Source organism: Sphingomonas yabuuchiae, from assembly GCF_014199595.1.
In the GTDB taxonomy this organism is placed as follows: Bacteria; Pseudomonadota; Alphaproteobacteria; order Sphingomonadales; family Sphingomonadaceae; genus Sphingomonas; species Sphingomonas yabuuchiae.
On record NZ_JACHNX010000001.1, the window covers coordinates 604005 to 623585 of the forward strand.

General features: G+C 67.5%; 25 protein-coding genes and 1 tRNA gene. 23 read left to right on the forward strand and 3 right to left on the reverse strand.

Features of this window, described 5'->3' with window-relative positions:
* Positions 1–15 precede the first annotated feature (15 nt).
* The 19 genes from gspF (at position 16) to GGQ89_RS03045 (ending at position 14629) form a co-directional block, all read left to right on the forward strand.
* Positions 16–1239, forward strand: coding sequence for a type II secretion system inner membrane protein GspF (gene gspF, locus GGQ89_RS02955; protein WP_184103901.1), 1224 nt, complete (start codon positions 16–18; stop codon positions 1237–1239).
* A gap of 12 nt (positions 1240–1251) precedes the next feature.
* Complete coding sequence (gene gspG, locus GGQ89_RS02960; protein WP_184103903.1) at positions 1252–1707, forward strand: type II secretion system major pseudopilin GspG; 456 nt, start codon at positions 1252–1254, stop codon at positions 1705–1707.
* Positions 1707–2315 carry a GspH/FimT family pseudopilin gene (locus GGQ89_RS02965; protein WP_184103906.1) on the forward strand — a complete coding sequence of 203 codons (609 nt, stop codon included), beginning with the start codon at positions 1707–1709 and terminating at the stop codon, positions 2313–2315. The genes gspG and GGQ89_RS02965 overlap by 1 nt, the downstream gene beginning before the upstream one ends.
* Before the next feature lie 58 nt (positions 2316–2373).
* Entirely contained in the window at positions 2374–2829 is a 456-nt protein-coding gene (gspI, locus tag GGQ89_RS02970; protein ID WP_380772555.1) for a type II secretion system minor pseudopilin GspI, read from the forward strand.
* A 95-nt stretch (positions 2830–2924) separates the two neighbouring features.
* Positions 2925–3611, forward strand: coding sequence for a type II secretion system minor pseudopilin GspJ (gene gspJ / locus GGQ89_RS02975; RefSeq protein ID WP_184103910.1), 687 nt, complete (start codon positions 2925–2927; stop codon positions 3609–3611).
* Complete coding sequence (gspK, locus tag GGQ89_RS02980; protein WP_244955750.1) at positions 3604–4593, forward strand: type II secretion system minor pseudopilin GspK; 990 nt, start codon at positions 3604–3606, stop codon at positions 4591–4593. Before gspJ ends, gspK begins: the two co-directional genes overlap by 8 nt.
* The gene (gspL, locus tag GGQ89_RS02985) at positions 4593–5675 is read left to right on the forward strand and encodes a type II secretion system protein GspL (protein ID WP_184103914.1); all 1083 of its coding nucleotides are present in this window, start codon (positions 4593–4595) and stop codon (positions 5673–5675) included. The genes gspK and gspL overlap by 1 nt, the downstream gene beginning before the upstream one ends.
* Positions 5672–6145 carry a type II secretion system protein GspM gene (gene gspM, locus GGQ89_RS02990; RefSeq protein ID WP_076715144.1) on the forward strand — a complete coding sequence of 158 codons (474 nt, stop codon included), beginning with the start codon at positions 5672–5674 and terminating at the stop codon, positions 6143–6145. The genes gspL and gspM overlap by 4 nt, the downstream gene beginning before the upstream one ends.
* 11 nt (positions 6146–6156) lie before the next feature.
* Positions 6157–6867: a type II secretion system protein N gene (gene gspN, locus GGQ89_RS02995; RefSeq protein WP_240456578.1), complete on the forward strand. Its 711-nt coding sequence runs from the start codon at positions 6157–6159 to the stop codon at positions 6865–6867.
* 48 nt (positions 6868–6915) lie between these two features.
* Positions 6916–6992 (forward strand) — tRNA-His (locus tag GGQ89_RS03000).
* Positions 6993–7124: 132 nt separating this feature from the next.
* Positions 7125–8171, forward strand: coding sequence for a Glu/Leu/Phe/Val dehydrogenase family protein (locus GGQ89_RS03005; RefSeq protein WP_184103918.1), 1047 nt, complete (start codon positions 7125–7127; stop codon positions 8169–8171).
* Between the two features lie 236 nt (positions 8172–8407).
* Positions 8408–8863, forward strand: coding sequence for an SUF system Fe-S cluster assembly regulator (locus GGQ89_RS03010; protein WP_056430140.1), 456 nt, complete (start codon positions 8408–8410; stop codon positions 8861–8863).
* Positions 8863–10326: a Fe-S cluster assembly protein SufB gene (sufB, locus tag GGQ89_RS03015; RefSeq protein WP_056430137.1), complete on the forward strand. Its 1464-nt coding sequence runs from the start codon at positions 8863–8865 to the stop codon at positions 10324–10326. The genes GGQ89_RS03010 and sufB overlap by 1 nt, the downstream gene beginning before the upstream one ends.
* Entirely contained in the window at positions 10323–10652 is a 330-nt protein-coding gene (locus GGQ89_RS03020; RefSeq protein ID WP_184103919.1) for a hypothetical protein, read from the forward strand. The genes sufB and GGQ89_RS03020 overlap by 4 nt, the downstream gene beginning before the upstream one ends.
* Entirely contained in the window at positions 10639–11391 is a 753-nt protein-coding gene (sufC, locus tag GGQ89_RS03025; RefSeq protein ID WP_056430133.1) for a Fe-S cluster assembly ATPase SufC, read from the forward strand. The genes GGQ89_RS03020 and sufC overlap by 14 nt, the downstream gene beginning before the upstream one ends.
* Positions 11388–12467, forward strand: a complete 1080-nt coding sequence (locus GGQ89_RS03030; RefSeq protein ID WP_184103921.1) for a SufD family Fe-S cluster assembly protein — start codon at positions 11388–11390, stop codon at positions 12465–12467. The genes sufC and GGQ89_RS03030 overlap by 4 nt, the downstream gene beginning before the upstream one ends.
* 145 nt (positions 12468–12612) lie before the next feature.
* The gene (locus GGQ89_RS03035; RefSeq protein ID WP_184103923.1) at positions 12613–13818 is read left to right on the forward strand and encodes an aminotransferase class V-fold PLP-dependent enzyme; all 1206 of its coding nucleotides are present in this window, start codon (positions 12613–12615) and stop codon (positions 13816–13818) included.
* Positions 13815–14273, forward strand: coding sequence for an SUF system Fe-S cluster assembly protein (locus GGQ89_RS03040; protein WP_061781155.1), 459 nt, complete (start codon positions 13815–13817; stop codon positions 14271–14273). Before GGQ89_RS03035 ends, GGQ89_RS03040 begins: the two co-directional genes overlap by 4 nt.
* A gap of 2 nt (positions 14274–14275) precedes the next feature.
* Entirely contained in the window at positions 14276–14629 is a 354-nt protein-coding gene (locus GGQ89_RS03045) for a HesB/IscA family protein (protein WP_056430123.1), read from the forward strand.
* A 209-nt stretch (positions 14630–14838) separates the two neighbouring features.
* Here GGQ89_RS03045 and GGQ89_RS03050 read toward each other — a convergent pair whose 3' ends face one another.
* The 3 genes from GGQ89_RS03050 to thpR are packed head-to-tail and all read right to left on the reverse strand — an operon-like array spanning position 14839 to position 16639.
* Positions 14839–15501 (reverse strand): HAD-IA family hydrolase, encoded by a 663-nt coding sequence (locus tag GGQ89_RS03050; RefSeq protein ID WP_184103925.1) that lies wholly within the window; start codon positions 15499–15501, stop codon positions 14839–14841.
* 10 nt (positions 15502–15511) lie between these two features.
* The gene (locus GGQ89_RS03055; RefSeq protein ID WP_076715160.1) at positions 15512–16048 is read right to left on the reverse strand and encodes a superoxide dismutase family protein; all 537 of its coding nucleotides are present in this window, start codon (positions 16046–16048) and stop codon (positions 15512–15514) included.
* Between the two features lie 39 nt (positions 16049–16087).
* The gene (gene thpR, locus GGQ89_RS03060; protein WP_184103927.1) at positions 16088–16639 is read right to left on the reverse strand and encodes an RNA 2',3'-cyclic phosphodiesterase; all 552 of its coding nucleotides are present in this window, start codon (positions 16637–16639) and stop codon (positions 16088–16090) included.
* A 123-nt stretch (positions 16640–16762) separates the two neighbouring features.
* On the opposite strand from thpR, the gene GGQ89_RS03065 reads away from it, so the two are divergent.
* From GGQ89_RS03065 to GGQ89_RS03080, 4 genes are all read left to right on the forward strand, one after another.
* On the forward strand, positions 16763–17509 hold the full coding sequence (locus GGQ89_RS03065) for a Bax inhibitor-1/YccA family protein (RefSeq protein WP_184103929.1): 747 nt from the start codon (positions 16763–16765) through the stop codon (positions 17507–17509).
* Positions 17510–17585: 76 nt separating this feature from the next.
* A complete protein-coding gene (locus GGQ89_RS03070) occupies positions 17586–18374 on the forward strand; it encodes a transglutaminase-like domain-containing protein (protein ID WP_184103931.1) in 789 nt (262 codons plus the stop codon).
* Positions 18375–18428: 54 nt separating this feature from the next.
* Complete coding sequence (locus GGQ89_RS03075; protein ID WP_184103933.1) at positions 18429–18704, forward strand: hypothetical protein; 276 nt, start codon at positions 18429–18431, stop codon at positions 18702–18704.
* A gap of 274 nt (positions 18705–18978) precedes the next feature.
* Positions 18979–19536, forward strand: coding sequence for a hypothetical protein (locus tag GGQ89_RS03080; protein ID WP_056430102.1), 558 nt, complete (start codon positions 18979–18981; stop codon positions 19534–19536).
* Positions 19537–19581: the final 45 nt, after the last annotated feature.

A 19581-nucleotide genomic window follows, 5' to 3' on the forward strand; every position in this document is an offset into this window, starting at 1 on the left:
GGAAGGCGCACTGACATGGCCGGGTTCGATTATGTCGCCATCGACACGAAGGGCGCGGAGAAGCGGGGCTTCATTCCTGCCGAAACCAGCGATGCCGCCCGGGCTGCGCTGGAGAAGCAGCGGCTGTACGTCGTCTCGGTCAAGCCGGGGAGCGGCGATACAGCCGAGCGCCGCCCGCTGTTCGGGCTCAAGCTCGGCCGCGCGCGCATGTCGGTCAAGCAGTTGACGTTGTTTACCCGCCAGCTCGCCACGCTCAACCGCGTTTCGCCGCTGGAGGAGTCTCTGCGCACCATCACCCGCCAGACCGAGCAGGAGCGGGTGCGTGCGATCGTCGCGACGGTGCACCAGGGCGTCACCGAAGGCCGCCGCCTGGCCGACGCGATGGCGCGCGAGCCCAAGAGCTTCCCCCCGCTCTACCGCGCGATGGTCGCGGCTGGGGAGAGTTCGGGGACGCTGCCGACCATTCTCGAACGGCTCGCCGCGCTGCTGGAGCGGCAGGCGGAGATTCGCGGCAAGCTGATCACCGCACTCGCCTATCCGACGATCCTTGCGGTGGTCGCGCTGGGCGTCGTCACCGCGCTGATGATGTTCGTCGTGCCGCAGGTGGTCGAGCAGTTCGATACGGTCGGGCAGGAGCTGCCCTTCCTGACGCGCATGGTCATCACCGTGTCGGACCTGTTGGTCGGCTGGTGGTGGCTGATGGCGGGGATCGTCGTTATCGCGGGGGTCGGTTTCTGGCGTGCGCTGAAGGTGCCGTCGATCCGGCTGTCCTTCGATAGCTGGCTGCTGAAGCTGCCGCTGCTGGGCCGGTTGCTGCGCGACCTGCACGCGGCGCGGATGGCGCGCACGCTGGGGACGATGGTGGCGAGCCGGTTGCCGTTGCTGGAGGGGCTGACCCTGACGGCAGGCACGATCCACAATCGCCGTCTGCGCGTCGCCTCCGATGCGATCGTCGATTCGATCCGGGGCGGCGGCAGCCTGTCGGCCGCGATGCGGCGGGCGGGCGTGTTCCCGCCCTTGCTCACCTATCTGGCCGCCAGCGGCGAGGCGGCGGGGCGGCTGGACGAGATGCTGGAGCGCGCCGCCGATTATCTGGAGCGCGAATTCGACCGCTTCACCGCCACCGCGCTGTCGCTGCTGGAGCCCGCGATCATCGTCGTGATGGGCGGCGTGGTCGCCACCATCGTGCTATCCATCCTGCTGCCCATTCTCCAGCTCAACACGCTGGCCGGTCAATAAGAGGACATGTTGATGCGTAACCCCCACCGCCGTCCGATCCGCCGCAAGCGTCCGGCCAACGGCTTTACTCTGGTTGAGCTGATGGTCGTGATCGTCATCATCGGCCTGCTGGCGACGATCGTGGCGCTGAACGTGCTCCCCTCGGGCGACACGGCCAAGATCCAGAAGGCCAAGGCCGATATCTCGAACATCGAGACGGGGCTGGAGATGTACAAGCTCCAGAACCTGACCTTCCCGACCACGGCGCAGGGGTTGCCCGCGCTGGTGTCGATGCCCGCCGGGCTTGCCGATCCGTCGCGCTATCAGAAGGGCGGTTATCTGAAGAAGCTGCCCGAAGATCCCTGGGGCCGCCCCTATCTCTATGCCTCGCCCGGCCAGCATGGCGAGGCGGATATCTGGACGTACGGCGCCGACGGTAAGGAAGGCGGCGAAGGCGTCAACGCGGATATCGGCAACTGGGATAAGTGATGACGCGGCCCCGCCTCGATGCCGGGGACGGAAGCGGGCGGGGCCTGCTTGGCGAGGACGAAACGTGGCCTTCGACTTCGCTCAGGCTGAACGGGACGGAGGATCCGTACTCAACCTCCGTTCGCACTGAGCGAAGTCGAAGTGCTCGAGCTGACCTTACCCCAAGGCGCGCTACCGGCTTCACCCTGGTCGAACTGATGATCGTCATCACCGTGATCGGCTTGGCCTCGGCGGTGGCGGTGCTGTCGCTGCCCGACCGACGGGGGCGAGTAACCGACGAGGCGTTGAAATTCGCCGCCCGCGTCCGCGCCGCGCATGACGTGGCGGTTGTCGAGGCGTCGCCGGTCAGCATCTGGGTCACGCGCGGCGGCTATGGCTTTGATCGACGGGCGGACGGTGCGTGGAGCCCTATGACCGCCAAACCCCTGCGCGTCGCGCAATGGGAGGACGGCACCCAGGCGGCGATTCCCGACGCAAGCGGCCGGGTGCGGATCACCTTCGACGTGACGGGCTTGGCGGACCGCCCGGTCGAACTGCGTCTGACGCGCGAGCGGGCGAGCAGCATCGTGCGGATCGGCGCGGACGGAACGGTGCGCGTCGATGGGTAAGTCATCCCAAATTCCTCCCCTGCAAGGGGAGGGGGACCATGCGCAGCATGGTGGAGGGGTGTCCCGCTATCGAGAGCGCGACACCCCTCCGTCGGGCCTTCGGCCCGCCACCTCCCCTTGCAGGGGAGGAAAGGAATCGGGCTTCACCCTGATCGAGATCATGGTCGCGCTGGCTGTCTTCAGCCTGGCGGCGATGGCGCTGGTGAGGCTGGAGAGCGAGACGATCCGCGGTGCGTCGATCCTGGACGAGACCGTCGTGGCGCAGATGGTCGCCCGCAATGTCGCCATCGCCGCCGTCACCGACCCGCAGGCTCCGGCGCTGGGTCGGACGACGGGTGCGGAGGTCAATGGCGGGCGCAGCTGGAAATGGACCCGGATCGTCAGCGGCACGGGCGACGCGCGGGTCGTGCGCATCGATGTGGCGGTGGCGAATGCGGGTGGCCGGATCACCGGGCGGATGACGATGGTCCGCCCCCCCATGGCCGCGCCGCCGATTGGGGTGGCGGGGTCGTGACCTGCCGTTCAAAGGGCAATCCGTTCCCCGGCGGAGGCCGGGGCCCAGTTGCCATGAACCCAAAGGGTAGGGGTGAACGTCACTACTCTCCTCGAATGACATCGCAACTGGGCCCCGGCCTCCGCCGGGGAACAAGGGCTGGGTGCCCTAACGGCTTCACCCTGGTCGAGGTGATGGTCGCGCTGCTCATCTTCTCGATGCTGGCGGCGGCGGCCGTCGCGATCCTGTCGCTCAGCGTCCGGGCCCAAGGGGTGACGGGGCAGAAGCTCGACGCGATGGCGGCGGTCAGTCGGACGACCGCGATCCTGTCCGCCGATCTGGCGCAGGCGGTGGACCGCCCGACGCGCGACGAGGGCGGCGTGCTGACGCCCGCCATGGTGGCGGGGCCGGATGCGATGCGGCTGGTGCGCGGCGGCTGGAGCAATCTCGACAATGCGGCGCGGCCTTCGGTGCAGAAGGTCGCCTATCGCCTGAACGGTGACGTGCTGGAGCGGGTGGCCTGGCCGCTGCTCGACGGCGCCGCACCGATGGAGCCCGCCGCACTGATGGACCATGTCCGCGAATTGCACCTGCGTTATCGCTTCAATGGCGCGTGGCTCGACCAGTGGCAGGGGCAGCCGGGCGTCGCCCTGCCGCAGGCGGCGGAGGTCACGATCGTGCGCGACGACGGCATGATCTATCGCCAGCTTTTCCTGGTCGGCACCGGCTATGTCGGCGTCCCGAACCTGCCGAATCCTACGCCGACGCCTACGCCCAGTCCCACGCCGACGCCCAATGGCTAGACCCATGCCGCCAGCGGGCGAGCGCGGGGCCGCGCTGCTGACCGTCTTGATTCTGGTCGCCGTCATCGCGGTGCTGGCCGCGACTGCGCTGGAAAAGCTGCGCCTGTCGACGCGGCTCGGCGGCAATGCGGTGGCGATCGAGCAGGCACGCGGTTTCGCCTATGCCGCCGAGGCGCTGGCGATCATCCGGATCGGCGATCTGCTGGAGCGCGCCCAAGGCAAGGTGTCGCTGCTCGGCGGGTGGAGTGACCGGCCCTTCGCATTGCCGCTGGGCGAGGTGGCGGGCGGAAGCAGTGCCGTCGCGCGGGTGACGGACGGAGGCAATTGCTTCAACCTGAACGGCCTGGCGCAGGACCTGCCCGGCCAGCCCGGCACGCTGATCGGCAATGCGGTCGAGGTCGCGCATTTCGCCAAGCTGATGCGGCTGCTGAACGTGCCCGGCCAGGTCGCGCAACAGGTCGCGACCGCTGCGTCGGACTGGATCGACAGCGACCAGAACCCGCAAGGGGGTGGCGCGGAGGACCCCGTCTATCTGGCGCGTGACCCGTCCTATCGGACCGGCGGCGCGATGATGGCGGATGTCAGCGAGCTGCGCATGGTCAGTGGCGTCACGCCCGAACTCTATGCCCAGCTTCGCCCCTGGCTCTGCACCCTGCCCGAGGCGAAGCCGACGACGGTCAACATCAACACGCTGGCCCCCGAACAGGCGCCTTTGGTCGCCATGGCGCAGGCCGATACGATTTCGCCCGGCGCCATCGCCCAGGCCCTTTTGCGCCGCCCGCCGCAAGGCTATGCGGACGTGAGCGCCTTCTGGGCGCAGATACCGGGGGCGAGCGGAGGCGGCGGCGTGGCGGTGACGACGCGCTGGTTCAACTTGCGGATCGATGTCGGTCTGGGCAGCGTGACGGTACAGGAGCGCGCGCTGGTCGATGCCACGCGACAGCCGCCGCGACTGGTGGCGCGGATTTGGGGGGAAGAGTGATGAGTGCGACCAACCTCCTGTTCTTGCCGCCGGGCGAGGGCGGCGACTATCGCTGGATGCGGATCGAGGACGAACGCGTCGCCGCCGCCGGAGAGGGCCTGCCGCAGGGGGATGGCGACGTCGTCGCGGTCGCACCCGCCGATGCGGTGTCGCTGCACTGGGCCGAGATTCCCGCCCGTTCGACGGCACAGGCCGCCGCCGCCGCGAGGCTGCTGGCGGCCGAGGTGAGTGCCGCGCCGATGGACGAACTGCACGTCGCGGTCGGCGAGGACGAGGCAGGCAGCCGCCCCATCGGCATCGTCAATCGCGGCGCGATGGCGGGCTGGCTGGCGCGGCTGGGCGCGGCGGGGGTCGATCCGGTCGCGGTTGTGCCCGCACCGCTGCTGCTGCCGCGCCCCGAAGAGGGTTATGTGCGTGGCGACTTGGCCGGGCAGGGCGTGGTGCGCGGGCGGGCCTCGGGCTTTGCCGACGAGCCCGGCTTTACCGAGATCGTCACGGGTGACGCGCCGCTCGACGATCTGGACGATGCGGCGGTTACGGCCGCGCTGGGGGCGGTGGCCGCCGCGCCTGCGCTCGACCTGCGGCAGGGACCGTTCGCGCGGCGGCGGGGCTTTTCGATCGACTGGCGGCTGGTCAAGCGCCTGGCATGGCTCGGCGTCGCCATCGTCGTCGTCACGCTGGCGATCGATTTCGTGCGCTGGACCAAGTACAGCTTCGCCGCCGACGCGACCGAGGCGAAGATCGAGCAGATCGCCCGCACCGCCCTGCCGCGTGGTGAGACCTTGGTCGATGCCGACCGCCAGCTGACCGAGCGATTGTCGGCGGTGCGCGGGCCGGGGCAGGGGTTCAGCCGGACGGCGGCGGCGGTGTTCGCGGCCGTGCGCGCGGTGCCGGGCACGGAGCTGACCGCCCTCGATTTCCAGCCCAATGGCGACGTCCGGCTCGGCATCGCGGTCGACCGCGAGGCGCTGGCCACCGATCTCAAACGCGCGATCGAAGTGGAGGGCTTCACCGTCCAGCCCAGCACCTTCGTCGCGGCCAATGGTCGGATCACGGGAGAATTCACGGTGCGCGCACGATGAAGGCGCTGAAACTCTGGTTCGATGGCCGCTCCCTTCGCGAAAAGCGGCTGCTGCTGGTCATGGGCGCATTGCTGGTCGTGACGCTCCTTTGGGGCGGGATATTGCGGCCGCTGGGCGACGGCCTGTCGAGCGCGCGCGAGCGTCATGCCGATGCGGTGATCCGACTGGGCGAGGCGCAAGCCGTCGCCGCCGAGTTGAGTCAGCGCCGCCGCCGTCCGCCCGCACTTTCGGGCACGCTGGCCGATACGGTGCGGCTGTCGGCGGAACAGGCGGGCTTCAGCCTTTCCGCCCTGACCGAGGACGGCCCCGGCCGGGTGCGGGCGCAGATCGCGTCGGCCAGACCCGCCGCGCTGACGCCGTGGCTGGCGCGGCTGGAGCGGGGCGGCGTGCTGGTCGAGCAGGCGACCCTGACCGACAATGGCGACCGGACGGTGGGTGTCGCGCTTCTCTTGCGGACACGGGTGTCCTGATGCGGCTGCGGATGACCACGCGGCCTTCGGTGCTGTTCGCCGCCATGCTGGTCGTGGCGCTGATCGTCTTCCTGCCGATGCGGCTGGCGCTGGGCGCGACGGGGCTTGCCGATCAGGGACTGAGCGCACGGCGGGTCGGCGGCACGATCTGGGGCGGCAGCATGAACGAGGCGCGGTTCGGCGACGTGGCGCTGGGCGACCTGCGCGTGTCGCTGTCGCCGCTGGCCCTGCTGCTCGGCCGGGCCAGGCTGGCGTTCGAGGGAGCCGGGGCGGATGGTCGCCCGATCGCCGGGTCCGCGACGATCAGCCGCCATGCGATGGGCATCGACGGCGTGACCGCCAGCCTGCCCGCCGCCACGCTCTTTGCGCCGCTGCCGGTGACGACGCTGGCGCTGGAGGATGTGACGGTCCGCTTCCGAGACGGCGTGTGCGAGGAAGCGGCGGGCCGCGTCCGCGCGACCGTGGTGGGCGAGGCGGGCGGCCTGCCACTGCCGCCGATGATGATGGGCACCGCACGATGCGAGGCGGGCGCGCTGCTTCTGCCGATGACGGGGCAGGGGGGCACCGAGGGTGTCAACCTGCGCATCCGGCCCGATGGCCGCTACACCGCAGACCTGGTCCTGACGCCGGGCGATCCGGCGGCGGCGGCGAAGCTGGAGCAGTTGGGTTTCGTCGCCGGTACAGGCGGCGGATACCGACTTTCCGCAGAAGGACGATTTTGACCGCTTGACGAAAGCGGGTGATCCCGTTTAGGGGCGCAAGCCTTCGCGGCGACCGTAGTTCAATTGGTTAGAGCGCCGGCTTGTGATGCCGGAAGTTGCGGGTTCAAGTCCCGTCGGTCGCCCCATTCTTCTCCGGCCATATCCTGGCCACGGCACCGGCCCCTTTCTCGCCCGTGTCCCCCCTCAATCCTCGCCGATAGGGTGGCCGGGTCGAAAGTCTCGGTCCGGTTCCGCTTTTGTCGGACCGAAGGACGAGCATGACGAACTGGGGCTTTCCCGATTTCGACGCGCATGAAGGCGTGCACCTGTTCACCGATCCCGCATCGGGTCTGCAGGCGGTCATCGCCGTGCACTCGACGCATCTCGGCCCGGCGGCGGGCGGGGCGCGCTTCTGGAACTATGGCACGCCCGCGCTTGCCATCACCGATGCGCTGCGCCTGTCGCGCGGCATGAGCTACAAGAACGCGATGGCGGGTCTGGCGCTGGGCGGCGGCAAGGGCGTGGTCCTGGCGGCGAAGCCCGGCGACGTCATCACCACCGCGCAGCTCGAAGCCTTCGGCCGCGCGGTCGAGTCGCTGGGCGGTCGTTACGTGACGGCCGAGGATGTCGGCATGTCCGAGGAGCGGATGAAGGTCATCGCGACCCAGACCCGCTATGTCTCCGGCCTGCCGGTAGCGAGCGGCGCGGCGGGTGGCGACCCCGGCCCCTACACCGCGCACGGCGTCTATCTGGGCGTGAAGGCCGCCGCCAGCCGCGGTCTGGGTGCGACCGACATGAAGGGCGTGCGCGTCGCGATCCAGGGCGTCGGTTCGGTCGGTGGCGGTCTGGCCAAGCTGCTGGCGAAGGACGGCGCGATCCTGACCATCGCCGACGTGAACCAGGCGCGCGCCGAACAGATGGCGGCCGAACTGGGTGCCAGCGTCGCCCCGGCCGACGAGATCCTGTTCGCCGATGTCGATCTGGTCAGCCCCAACGCGCTGGGCGCAGTGCTGAATGCCGATTCGATCCAGCGGCTGAAGGCGAAGGTGGTCGCAGGCGGCGCCAACAACCAGCTTGCGACCCGCGAAGACGGCGCGCGCGTGGCAGAGGCGGGCATCCTCTATGCCCCCGATTACGTCATCAACGCGGGCGGCATCATCAATGTCGGGCTGGAATATCTGGGCCAGGGCGACGAGGCCGAAGTCATGGCGCGCATCGCCAAGATTCCCGAGCGTCTGGAACAGGTCTGGCAGCGCTCGGCCGAGACGGGACATCCGGCCTCGGATGTGGCGGATGAAATTGCGCAGGGCCTGATCGGCCGCTGAGTCTCACGCCCCTCCCGCAAGCGGGAGGGGGTGGGGGAGGGCAAGGAGTCTCACCGAGACCATCGTCTGTGGCCTTGCCCTCCCCAAACCCCTCCCGCCTGCGGGAGGGGCTTAAGAAGGAAGGTGAGTGGTGCTGCCACTCACACCCATCGAAATTCCCACACCGAAACCCGGTTGACGAACTGCCCCTCCACGCCCATTTGCCAATCGGACCAATTCCATCCGATTGGGAGATCATGCGCCTTTCCAGCCTAGCCGATTATGCGGTCGTGATGATGACCGCCGCCGCGCGCGAAGGTGCCGGTGGGCGGAGCAACGCGACCCTGCTGGCCGGGCAGACGGGCGTGCCTTTGCCCACCGCGCAGAAGCTGGTCAGCCGTCTGGCGGGCGCGGGCCTGATCGAGAGTACGCGCGGCACCGGCGGCGGCATTCGCTTGGCGCGCGACGCCGATACGATCAGCCTAGCCGATATCGTCGAGGCGGTGGACGGCCCGATCGCGCTGACCGCCTGCGTCGATGGCGCTGCGCATGATTGCGGGCTGGAGATGCAATGTCGTGTCCGGCCGCATTGGCATGTCGTCAATCAGGCGGTACGCGCCGCCTTTTCCGGGGTGACGCTCGCAACGCTCGCCGCCGATCCTGTTGAATCGCAAGTGATGGACGCGTCCCCGCGTCCGGGGGTATTCGCCTGATGGCCACGAAGAATGCAGAGGCGCTCGCCGCCGCCAACAAGAAGTATGAGTGGGGCTTCGCCACCGAGATCGAGCAGGACTTCGCGCCCAAGGGGCTGAGCGAGGATACGGTCCGCTATATCTCGGCCAAGAAGGGCGAGCCGGAATGGATGCTCGACTGGCGGCTGAAGGCGTTTCGCCTGTGGCAGACGCTGGAGAGCCCGGACTGGGCCAAGCTGAACATCCCGCCGATCGACTATCAGGACGCGTATTATTACGCCGAACCGAAGCAGAAGAAGACGATCGCGTCGCTGGATGAGCTCGACCCCGAAATCCGCCGCACCTACGAAAAGCTGGGCATCCCGATTGCCGAGCAGGAAGTGCTGGCGGGCGTCGAGGGCGCGCGCAAGGTCGCGGTCGACGCGGTGTTCGACAGCGTCTCGGTCGCGACCACCTTCCGCAAGGAACTGGAAGCGGCGGGCGTCATCTTCCGCTCGATCTCCGAGGCGATCAAGGAATATCCCGATCTCGTCCGCAAGTGGCTGGGCAAGGTCGTGCCGCAGCGCGACAATTATTTCGCGACGCTCAACTCGGCGGTCTTCTCCGACGGCACCTTCGTCTACATTCCCGAGGGCGTTCGCTGCCCGATGGAGCTGTCCACCTATTTCCGCATCAACGCGGAGAATACCGGCCAGTTCGAACGCACGCTGATCGTCGCGGACAAGGGGGCCTATGTCTCCTATCTCGAAGGCTGCACCGCGCCGATGCGCGACGAGAACCAGCTGCACGCAGCGGTCGTCGAGCTGGTTGCGCTGGACGATGCCGAGATCAAATATTCGACCGTGCAGAACTGGTATCCGGGCGACGAGAATGGTGTCGGCGGCATCTACAATTTCGTCACCAAGCGCGCTCTGTGCCAGGGCAAGAACAGCAAGGTGTCGTGGACGCAGGTCGAAACCGGCTCGGCGGTGACGTGGAAATATCCGTCCTGCGTGCTGGCGGGCGACGGCTCGGTCGGCGAGTTCTACTCGGTCGCGGTGACGAACAATCGCCAGCAGGCCGATACCGGCACCAAGATGATCCATCTGGGCAAGAATACCCGTTCGACCATCGTGTCTAAGGGGATTTCGGCCGGGCGCTCGGACAACACCTATCGCGGCCTCGTCCGCGTGGCGGCGACCGCCGAGAATGTCCGCAACTTCACCCAGTGCGACAGCCTGTTGCTGGGCGACCAGTGCGGCGCGCACACCGTACCGTACATCGAGGTGAAGAACCCCAGCGCGCAGATCGAGCACGAGGCGACGACCAGCAAGATCAGCGAGGACCAGCTCTTCTATGCGATGAGCCGTGGTCTGGACCAGGAAGCAGCGGTCGCGCTGATCGTCAACGGCTTCGCGCGCGAGGTTCTGCAGCAGCTCCCGATGGAGTTTGCGGTCGAAGCGCAGAAGCTGCTGGGGATTTCGCTCGAAGGGAGCGTGGGGTGATTTTGTTCCCAGCGCTTTTGTCATTGGCGGGATCGGTGGGGCAGCAAATGCCTGCGCCGCCCACCAACGAGATTAGCGTGGTGGGCAACAAGCTGCGTAAGTTGCAACTAGACCTCAATGTCGATGCAGGTCGGATGACGGCCTGCCGTGCCAAGGTTTCGAGTGGCGACCGCTTCATCGACGACGTTGCCTGTGAATCGGCCCGTGTTTGTATAGGCAAGCGCTCCTCTGCCCGGATCGGGCTTATGAATTGCATCAATGATGGTGTCGTCGCGGCGGTGGCCCGCGAGCGCGCCAAGGAAGAAAGCCGCAATGCTGAAAATTGAAAACCTCCACGCCGAGATTGACGGCAAGCCGATCCTCAAGGGCCTGACGCTCGAGGTGAATGCGGGTCAGGTCCATGCGATCATGGGGCCGAACGGTGCGGGCAAGTCGACGCTAGGCTATGTGCTGGGCGGGCGACCCGGTTACGAAGTGACCGAGGGTTCGGTGACGTTCGACGGCGTCGACCTGCTCGAACTGGAGCCGAACGAGCGCGCCGCCGCCGGTCTGTTCCTGGGCTTCCAATATCCGGTCGAGATTCCCGGCGTGTCCAACGTCCAGTTCCTGCGCGAAAGCCTGAACGCGCAGCGCGGGCAGCGCGACGAAAAGCCGCTCTCGGGTGGTGAGTTCCTGAAGCTCGCCCGTGCGCAGGCCGATGGGCTGGGGCTGAACCAGGACATGCTCAAGCGCCCGGTCAATGTCGGCTTCTCGGGCGGCGAGAAGAAGCGCAACGAGATGGTCCAGATGGGCATTCTGAACCCCAAGTTCGCGATCCTGGACGAGACGGACTCCGGCCTCGACATCGACGCGTTGCGCATCGTCGGCGACGGCATCAACCGGATCATGCGGGCGCCCGACAAGGCGGTGCTGTTGATCACCCACTATCAGCGGCTGCTCGACTATGTGCAGCCCGACCGGGTGCATGTGCTGGCCGATGGCCGCATCGTGCGCTCGGGTGGCCCGGAACTCGCGCTCGAACTGGAGCGGGAAGGCTATGCGGGCGTCGAGGGAGCGGCGGCGTGACGACCACGCTGGAACTCCCCTCGACCCGCGAAGAGGCGTGGCGCTGGGCCGATATCGACGCGCTTCGCCGCGCGGCGGAAAGCGAGCGGGCGGTGCCGGTCGCGGGGGCGGATCGCTTCCTCGATCTGCCGGGCGCGCGGTTGCTGTTTGTCGACGGCGTGCTGGATGAGAGCGCCAGCCATATCGGCCCGGTGCAACTGACCCAGATCGACGCCAGCAATCACCCGCTGGGCAAGCAGGCGCTGGGGCGTGGCTGGTCGCTGCGGCTGGATCGCGATGCTGTCGCCGAGCCGGTGCAGATCGTCCATGTCGCCAGCGGCGCGGCCAATCACCTGCCTGCCGAGATCGTGCTGGCGGAGGATGCGGCGGCGCAGGTCTATGAGACCTATGTCGGGCGCGGCTGGACCAACCGGCTGACGCGGGTGAAGCTGGCGGCGTCGGCGCGACTGATGCGCGCGGTGCGGTTGTTGCAGGATGACGGCTTCGTCTCGTTGCGCGAGGAAGCCGAACTGGGTGAGGGCGCGAGTCTGACCGCGACTTTCCTGGCGGCGGGGACGATGGGCGTGCGGATCGATGGCGGGATCACCCAGACCGGCGATGGCGCCTATGCCGAGTTCGGCGGCGCGTTGCTGACCAAGGGCGAACTCAAGCAGGAATGCGCTGTCGCTCTGCGCCATGCCGCGCTGAACGGCCAGAGCCATCAGCTGTGGCGCGCGGTCGCCGCCGATCGCAGCCAAGCGAGTCTCGCCGCGCGGGTCGAAGTAGCGCGCGATGCGCAGGAGACCGATGGCGAGCAGAGCTTGCGCGGCCTGCTGCTCCAGCGGACGGCAACGGTGAATTTGAAGCCCGAGTTGGAGATCTTCGCCGACGACGTGAAGTGCGCGCATGGTGCGACCGTGGGCGAACTCGATGCCAAGGCGCTGTTCTACATGCAGAGCCGGGGCATCCCGAAGCCGCGCGCGCAGGCGCTGCTGACCCGTGCTTTCGTGGCCGACGCCATCGACCGGATCGGCAACGAGGTGGTGCGCGAAGCCTTTGCGGCGGATGCGGACGCCTGGCTGGAGGCGGCGCTTTGATGGCAACTACCCAATTCCCCCCTGCGTGCAGCGCGGGGAGGGGGACCGCTCGCGAAGCGAGGGGTGGAGGGGCCGGAGGCGCATGCCCCTCCACCACCGCTTCGCGGCGGTCCCCCTCCCCATCGAAGATGGGGAGGATTGGGTGATGGCGACCGCATCCCCCCTGGACCGGGTCGCGGATTTCCCCGCGATCCCGGACGGCTGGGCCTATCTCGACACCGCCGCGACCGCGCAAAAGCCGCAGGCCGTGATTGACGCGATCACGCGGGCCTATGACACCAGCTACGCCACCGTGCATCGCGGCGTCTATCAGCGTTCGGCCGATATGACGGTCGCGTATGAGAAGGCGCGCGAGGCGGCGGCGCGGTTCATCGGTGCGGGATCGGCGAACGAAATCGTCTTCACGCGCGGCGCGACCGAGGGGATCAACCTGGTCGCACAGTGCTGGGCAGCGACGCAGTTGAAGGCGGGCGACCGCATCATGCTGTCGATGCTGGAACATCACTCAAACATCGTGCCGTGGCAGATGGTCGCCGAGCGGCTGGGCGTCGCGATCGACGTGCTGCCGTTGACGGCAGACCACCGCATCGACTTGGACGCGATGGAGCGGATGCTGACGCCCGCGCACAAGCTGGTGTCGCTGGGCCATGTGTCGAACGTGCTGGGCTCGGTGCTCGACGGCCGCCGTGCCGCCGATCTGGCGCATGGCGTGGGCGCGAAGATCCTGCTCGACGGGTGCCAGGCGGTGCCGCGTATCGCGGTCGACGTGAAGGCGCTCGATTGCGACTTCTACGTCTTTTCCGGCCACAAGCTCTATGGCCCGACCGGCATCGGCGTGCTGTGGGCGCGGCCCGAACTGCTCGACGCCATGCCCCCCTATCAGGGTGGCGGGTCGATGATCGACCGGGTGAGCTTCGAGAAGACCACCTATGCCCCGCCGCCCGGCCGATTCGAGGCGGGGACGCCGCATATCGTCGGGGCGCTCGGGCTGCATGCCGCGATCGATTATGTGTCGGCGATTGGGCTGGACGCGATCCATGCGCATGAGGCGGCTCTGGTCGCCCAGGCGCGTGAGGGGCTGTCGGCGATCAACTCGGTGCGGTTGCTGGGGCCTGAGGACTCGGCGGGAATCGTCAGTTTCGCGGTCGAGGGGGTTCATCCCCATGATATCGGCACCATATTGGACGAGAGCCGGGTGGCGATCCGCGCAGGCCATCACTGCGCCCAGCCGCTGATGGAGGCGCTCGGCCTGCCCGCCACCGCGCGGGCGAGCTTCGGCGTGTATAACGGACCCGATGACGTCGCGGCGCTGGTGGATGGCGTCCGGCGGGTCACGAGGATTTTCGGATGAGCGATTACAAAATCGAGGAAGTGGACAGCGTCGCATCGCCGCCCAAGGCGCGCGTGCAGGACGTGGTCGAGGCACCGGCGGAGCGCCAGCGCGATTACCTGTCGGGCTTCCTCTCGCAAAAGCCGACCGCCGACGATCCGACCCAGCCGGGCGGGGCGCTGTATGACGGCATCATCGATGCGCTGAAGGATATTTTCGACCCCGAGATTCCGGTCAATATCTATGACCTGGGCCTGATCTACGGCGTCGAAGTGACCGAGGGCGGCCATGCGGTCGTCACCATGACGCTGACCACCCCGCATTGCCCGGTCGCCGAGTCGATGCCGGGCGAGGTGGAACTGCGCGTCTCGGCGGTGCCGGGGATCGCGACCGCCGACGTCAACCTCGTCTGGGATCCGCCCTGGGATCCGCAGAAGATGTCGGACGACGCCAAGCTCGAACTAGGGATGCTCTGACCATGGCGACCACCTTGCGCCCGCGTCCCGCCGCACTGAACCTGACGCCCTCCGCCGAGGCGCGTGTCGCCGAGCTGATGGCGCGCGCGCCGGAAGGCGCGATCGGGGTGAAGCTGTCGACGCCGCGTCGCGGCTGTTCGGGGCTGGCCTATTCGGTCGATTATGTCACCGAGGCCAAGGCGTTCGACGAGAAGATCGACACGCCAGGGGGCACGCTGTTCGTCGATGGCGGGTCGATCCTGTACCTGATCGGCTCGACCATGGACTGGGTCGAGGATGACTTCACCGCCGGGTTCGTGTTCCAGAACCCCAATGCCAAGGGCGCGTGCGGGTGCGGAGAGAGCTTCACGGTTTGAGGGGAGCTTGTCCCTTAGCCTTCGACTTCGCTCAGGCTGAACGGGGGTAGGGGAGGGCAACCTTTCCCTAATCCGTTCCCCGGCGAAGGCCGGGGTCCAGTTTCTATTCGACCAAGATGGCGGGATGTTGTTGCGTGTAAGGCATATGCCTCGCGCTGTCGAGAGTGCACCGCAACTGGGCCCCGGCCTTCGCCGGGGAGCAGGTGGGATCAGATCCGGTGCTCCAGCTTCAGGCTGGCGCCATCCCACTCCACCGCCAGATCGCGATAATCCGCCACCGTCGCATGGGGCGTATCCATCGCCCCCCGATGCGTCTCGGTAATCACCACCACCGTCATTCCCGCCGCCTCGGCCGCCGCGATCCCAGCGGGGGCGTCTTCGAAGGCCAGGCACTGCTCCGGCGCGACGCCCAGCCGCTTGGCCCCGAGCAGGAAGCCATCGGGCGCGGGCTTGCTCCGCTCCGCATCCTCCGCCGTCACGAACACGCCGGGTAGAGGCAGCCCCGCCGCCTTCAGACGCACCTCCGCCAGTCGCTTGGGCGCAGAGGTGACGATAGCCCAGCGATCCGGGGGCAGTGCCGCCAGGAACGCGGCCGCGCCGCCGATCGGCACGACGTCGTCCACATCCAGCATCTCCGCCTCGGTCAGCGCATGTGCTTCCGCCACCGGATCGACGCCGGGCAGGTTCAGCCGCCGGATCGTCTCGACCGACTGAACCCCGTGGATGGTCGGCAGGAACGCCGCAACGTCCAGCCCCTGCCGTGTCGCCCAGATAGTCCAGGCGCGTTCGGCCGAGGCGATGGAACTCAGGATCGTCCCGTCCATGTCGAACAGGAAACCGCCAAAGGCGCGGGTCGGCAGGGGGGTGATCATCGGCTGAGGATCAGTTGGCCTGGAACACGCCGCAGGCGATGCGACCGCCGCTATTGCCGCTGGGATCGGTTTTCAGGTCGTCGGCGGCGGCATGGATCACGATCGCCGAGCCGTCCGCATCGAGCAGGCCCGCCATGGTGGCCCCCGGCAGCACGACGCCCAGCGTGCCGCGCCCGTCATTGCCGACGGTCATGTTGGGCATGTCGCCCTCATGCGGCCCCTGCGGGTTCATGCTGCCATGCTGGCGCTGGCTGGGGTTCCAGTGGCCGCCCGCCGTGGTGAAGTCCGGCGCGTCGCAGCGGCCGACGGTGTGAACGTGGACGCCGTGCATGCCAGCCGGCACGTTCATCGCGTCCAGGGTGATGCGCAGCCCCCCGGCGACTTCGGTCGCGGTGGCACGGCCCGCATCCGCGCCGGTGCCGGTCCGCAGGCTCGCGGTCGCGCTGGCGCCGTTCGGCGTGGGGGAGCCCGTCTCCATCTTCGTCTGGTCGCAGGCCCCCAGGCCTAGCGCGACGGTGCCGATGGTCAACAGCGTGAGATATTTCATGACGCAAGCTCCCTGTTCGATACGCGTAGTTGCGGCGTGTTACCCGCCGGTTTCAAGCGGCCAACGCATTACGGGTTCATAGGATGCGCCGCCATGCCCCAGATGGCTTTGGTAGAGGACCAGATGCCCCAAGGTAAAAGGCTCGCTCGACAGGCCCGCATGGACCGCGCGCCACCCGTCGATCTCGGGCGCGCGTCCGGCCGAGCCGGGCAGGCGGGCGAGCGTGATGTGCGGCAGATAGGCCCGCGATTCGGGCGACAGGCCGGCGCGGAGACAGGCCTGGTCGACCTTGCGATGGAGATGGGCCAGTGCATCGTGCGGCGTGACGCCCGCCCAGAGCGTGTCGACCCGCCCCCTGCGATCAAAGGCTCCGACGCCCGAAATCCGAACGGTTGGCGCGGGAGCATGAACCTGGCCCAGTGCGGCGACGATGTCCTCCGCCACGGGGCGATCGACCTCGCCGATGAAGCGCAGGGTCAGGTGCAACTGGTCGTCGTCCTGCCAGCGCGCCCGGGGAACGCCGTCCATCGCATCGGCAAGCATGTCGCGGATGGCGGGCGGCGGGCGGAGGGCGACGAACAGGCGGACCATGACAAAATATGTCTATCGCATTCCGTCGCGCCCACGGGAACCTCCCCCGCTTGAAAAGCGTCCCCAACAGAGCGATATTTCGCTTAACCGGCATATGGCCGGGCAAAGGAGCAATAGTTCACCATGGCAAACTGGTCTGATCCACGGCCGAGCGCCGCGCCGTTCGGTACCACAGCCACCACGGGCTCGACCGCCTATGATGCGGGTCTGCGTTCGTACATGCTGTCCGTCTACAACTACATGACGTCGGGCGTGCTGCTGACGGGTATCGTCGCGCTGCTCTTCGCATGGGGTGGCCGCGACAGCATGGCCGCGCAGGTCTTCCTGAACGGCGGCGCGCTGAAATACGTCATCATGTTCGCGCCGCTGGGCTTCGTCTTCGCGCTGAGCATGGGCGTGAACCGTATGAAGACCTCGACGATGCAACTGCTCTTCTGGGCGTTCGCGGTCGTCATGGGCCTGTCGATGTCGACGATCTTCCTGGTCTATAGCGGCGGTTCGATCGCGGGGGCGTTCTTCGCGACCGCAGCGGGCTTCGCGGCGCTGAGCCTCTATGGCTACACCACCAAGCGTGACCTGTCGGCATTCGGCACCTTCCTGATCATTGGTCTGGTCGGTCTGATCGTCGCCAGCATCATCAACATCTTCCTGCAGTCGGGGACGATGGGTCTGGTGATCAGCTTCGTCGGCGTGCTGCTGTTCGCAGGCCTGACCGCTTATGACACGCAGCGTACCAAGTCGATGTATTACGAGGTGCGCGGCACCAGCATGCAGGACCGCGTGGTCATCATGTCGGCGCTCAGCCTGTATCTCGACTTCATCAACATGTTCATGTTCCTTCTGCGTCTGACCGGCTCCAGCCGCGACTGATCGGATCGACAGAGCCAATCCAACGGGCCCGGCGGGATATCCGCCGGGCCTTTTTTCATGAGAAGGGGATGCGGCCATGCGCCTGTCGATCGACGTGACGCTCGACTATGTCCTGAAGCAACCGGCCGATATCCTGCTCCAGATCGAGGCGGCGGCGACCCCCGACCAGCGGCTGGAGCATCAGTCGCTGACCATCTGGTCCGATCATCCCGTGGCGGCGGTGCGCGGCGAGGACGGGATCGGGCAACGCTGCTGGATACGTGCCGATCATGGCCTGCTCGCGCGCTATGAGGCGGTGGTCGTGGTCGAACGCCCGGTCGTTCGGCTGGAGGGGCTGGCGGCGACCCCGGCCAGGGGGCTCTCGGGCGACCTCATCCCCTATCTGCTGCCCAGCCGTTACTGCGAGTCGGACCGGCTCGAGGGCTTTGTCCGCCAGCGTTTCGTGGGGCTTTCCGGCGGCGCGATGGCGGCGGCGCTGGCCGATTGGGTGGCGACCCACATGACCTATCAGTCGGGCGGGTCGAGCGGCGTCACGACCGCGCTGGATACCTTCGGATCACGCAGCGGCGTGTGCCGGGACTATACCCATTTGCTGGTGGCGCTGGCGCGGGCGGCGGAGATTCCGGCACGCTGTGTCGCGGCCTATGCGCCCGGCGTCGACCCGCCCGATTTCCACGCCGTGGCCGAACTGTGGCTGGAGGGCGGCTGGCACCTGGTCGACGCGACCGGCATGGCGCAGGCCGACGAGATCGCGCGGGTGTGCGTCGGCCGCGATGCGACCGACATCGCCTTCATGACCGTGTTCGGCGAGGCACAGCTTTGCGATCAACGGGTTACCGTGCGGCGATTGGACGGATCGGCTTAGGAACGCTTGTCCGATCTGGCTCGTTGATCTTGTCCACTATGATGGGGAAGTGACATGAACGACAGCATCGACGATCGCGCGCTGGACAGCGTCTCGGTCGCGCCGGGCGGCGAGCAGGCCGAGCAGGGCAACCGCCCGCGTCCCCCCGCACAGGATGCCGGGCAGGATCCCGCCATCACCGAGGATCTGCAGAAGAATCCGCAGGATGTCGACGCCCAGCTCGACGAAAGCCTGGACGAATCGATGGATGCCAGCGATCCGCCCTCGATCACCCAGCCCGGCCGCGACGGCCCGGCCGAGTCGTCGGGCTATAGCGAAGAGGATCGCTGATCCGCATTGCATGACGGGGGGCGAGGGCCAGAAAAGGCTCTCGCTCCCACTTCTTTCACACGGAATTCGCCTGCCGTTGCGCGATCGCAACAAACTTGCCGAATATGTCGAAGATGGGCGGCATTCGGAAAATTGATTGCTGCGATGGTCATTCGTCGCAATCTATGTTGCGGCGCGGCGTTTTTCATGTTCGTCTGTCCTGGCTCGTTCAGCGTTGCGTTAACCAAATGGGCGCATGATGATCGGGTCAGTTTCGATTGGGCGGGGTGATGATATGGGATCGAGGAGCAGACCGGCCGAAGGCGCGATGACCTTGGCGGAAATGAAGGAATTTGCAGGCTTCGCGGCGGCGACGCAGCGTTATATCCGCCGGTCGCTCGATATCGGGCTGGACCGTGAAGACGCGATGACCCGCTGGTCGCGCGACGTCGTCGAGGCGGCGAGCATCCGCGCCCAGGCCCGACTGTACCGCAATCTGCCGGAAATCCGACACCTGATCCCGGTCGATAGCGGCCTCGAGGCGCTGGAGCCCTTCATGGCACCGTTCGTCACGATTGCGGCCTTCGATCTGGGGCAGGGGCGGCTCACCAGCTTTTCGGCCTTCCGGTTCCTGTATGAGCGGCTGATCGGTGCCGAGGTGCGGCCGTGGCTGCCCTCGATTTTCTGCGCGGCGGCAGCCTTGCCGCATCTGCACCCCGAATTGCGGCGGCAGCTTCTCCAGTCGATCAGCGAAGCGGCGGCCACCGCGGCGGGCTGGTCGAGCCGTCAGCCTGCCTTCTTCCCGCACTGGGTCGAAAAGGTCGACACCAACGGGACGTCGCTGGCCAATTGATGGTGCGCGATGGCGGGCCGGGGGGGGCTCCGCCATCGCTCCTGT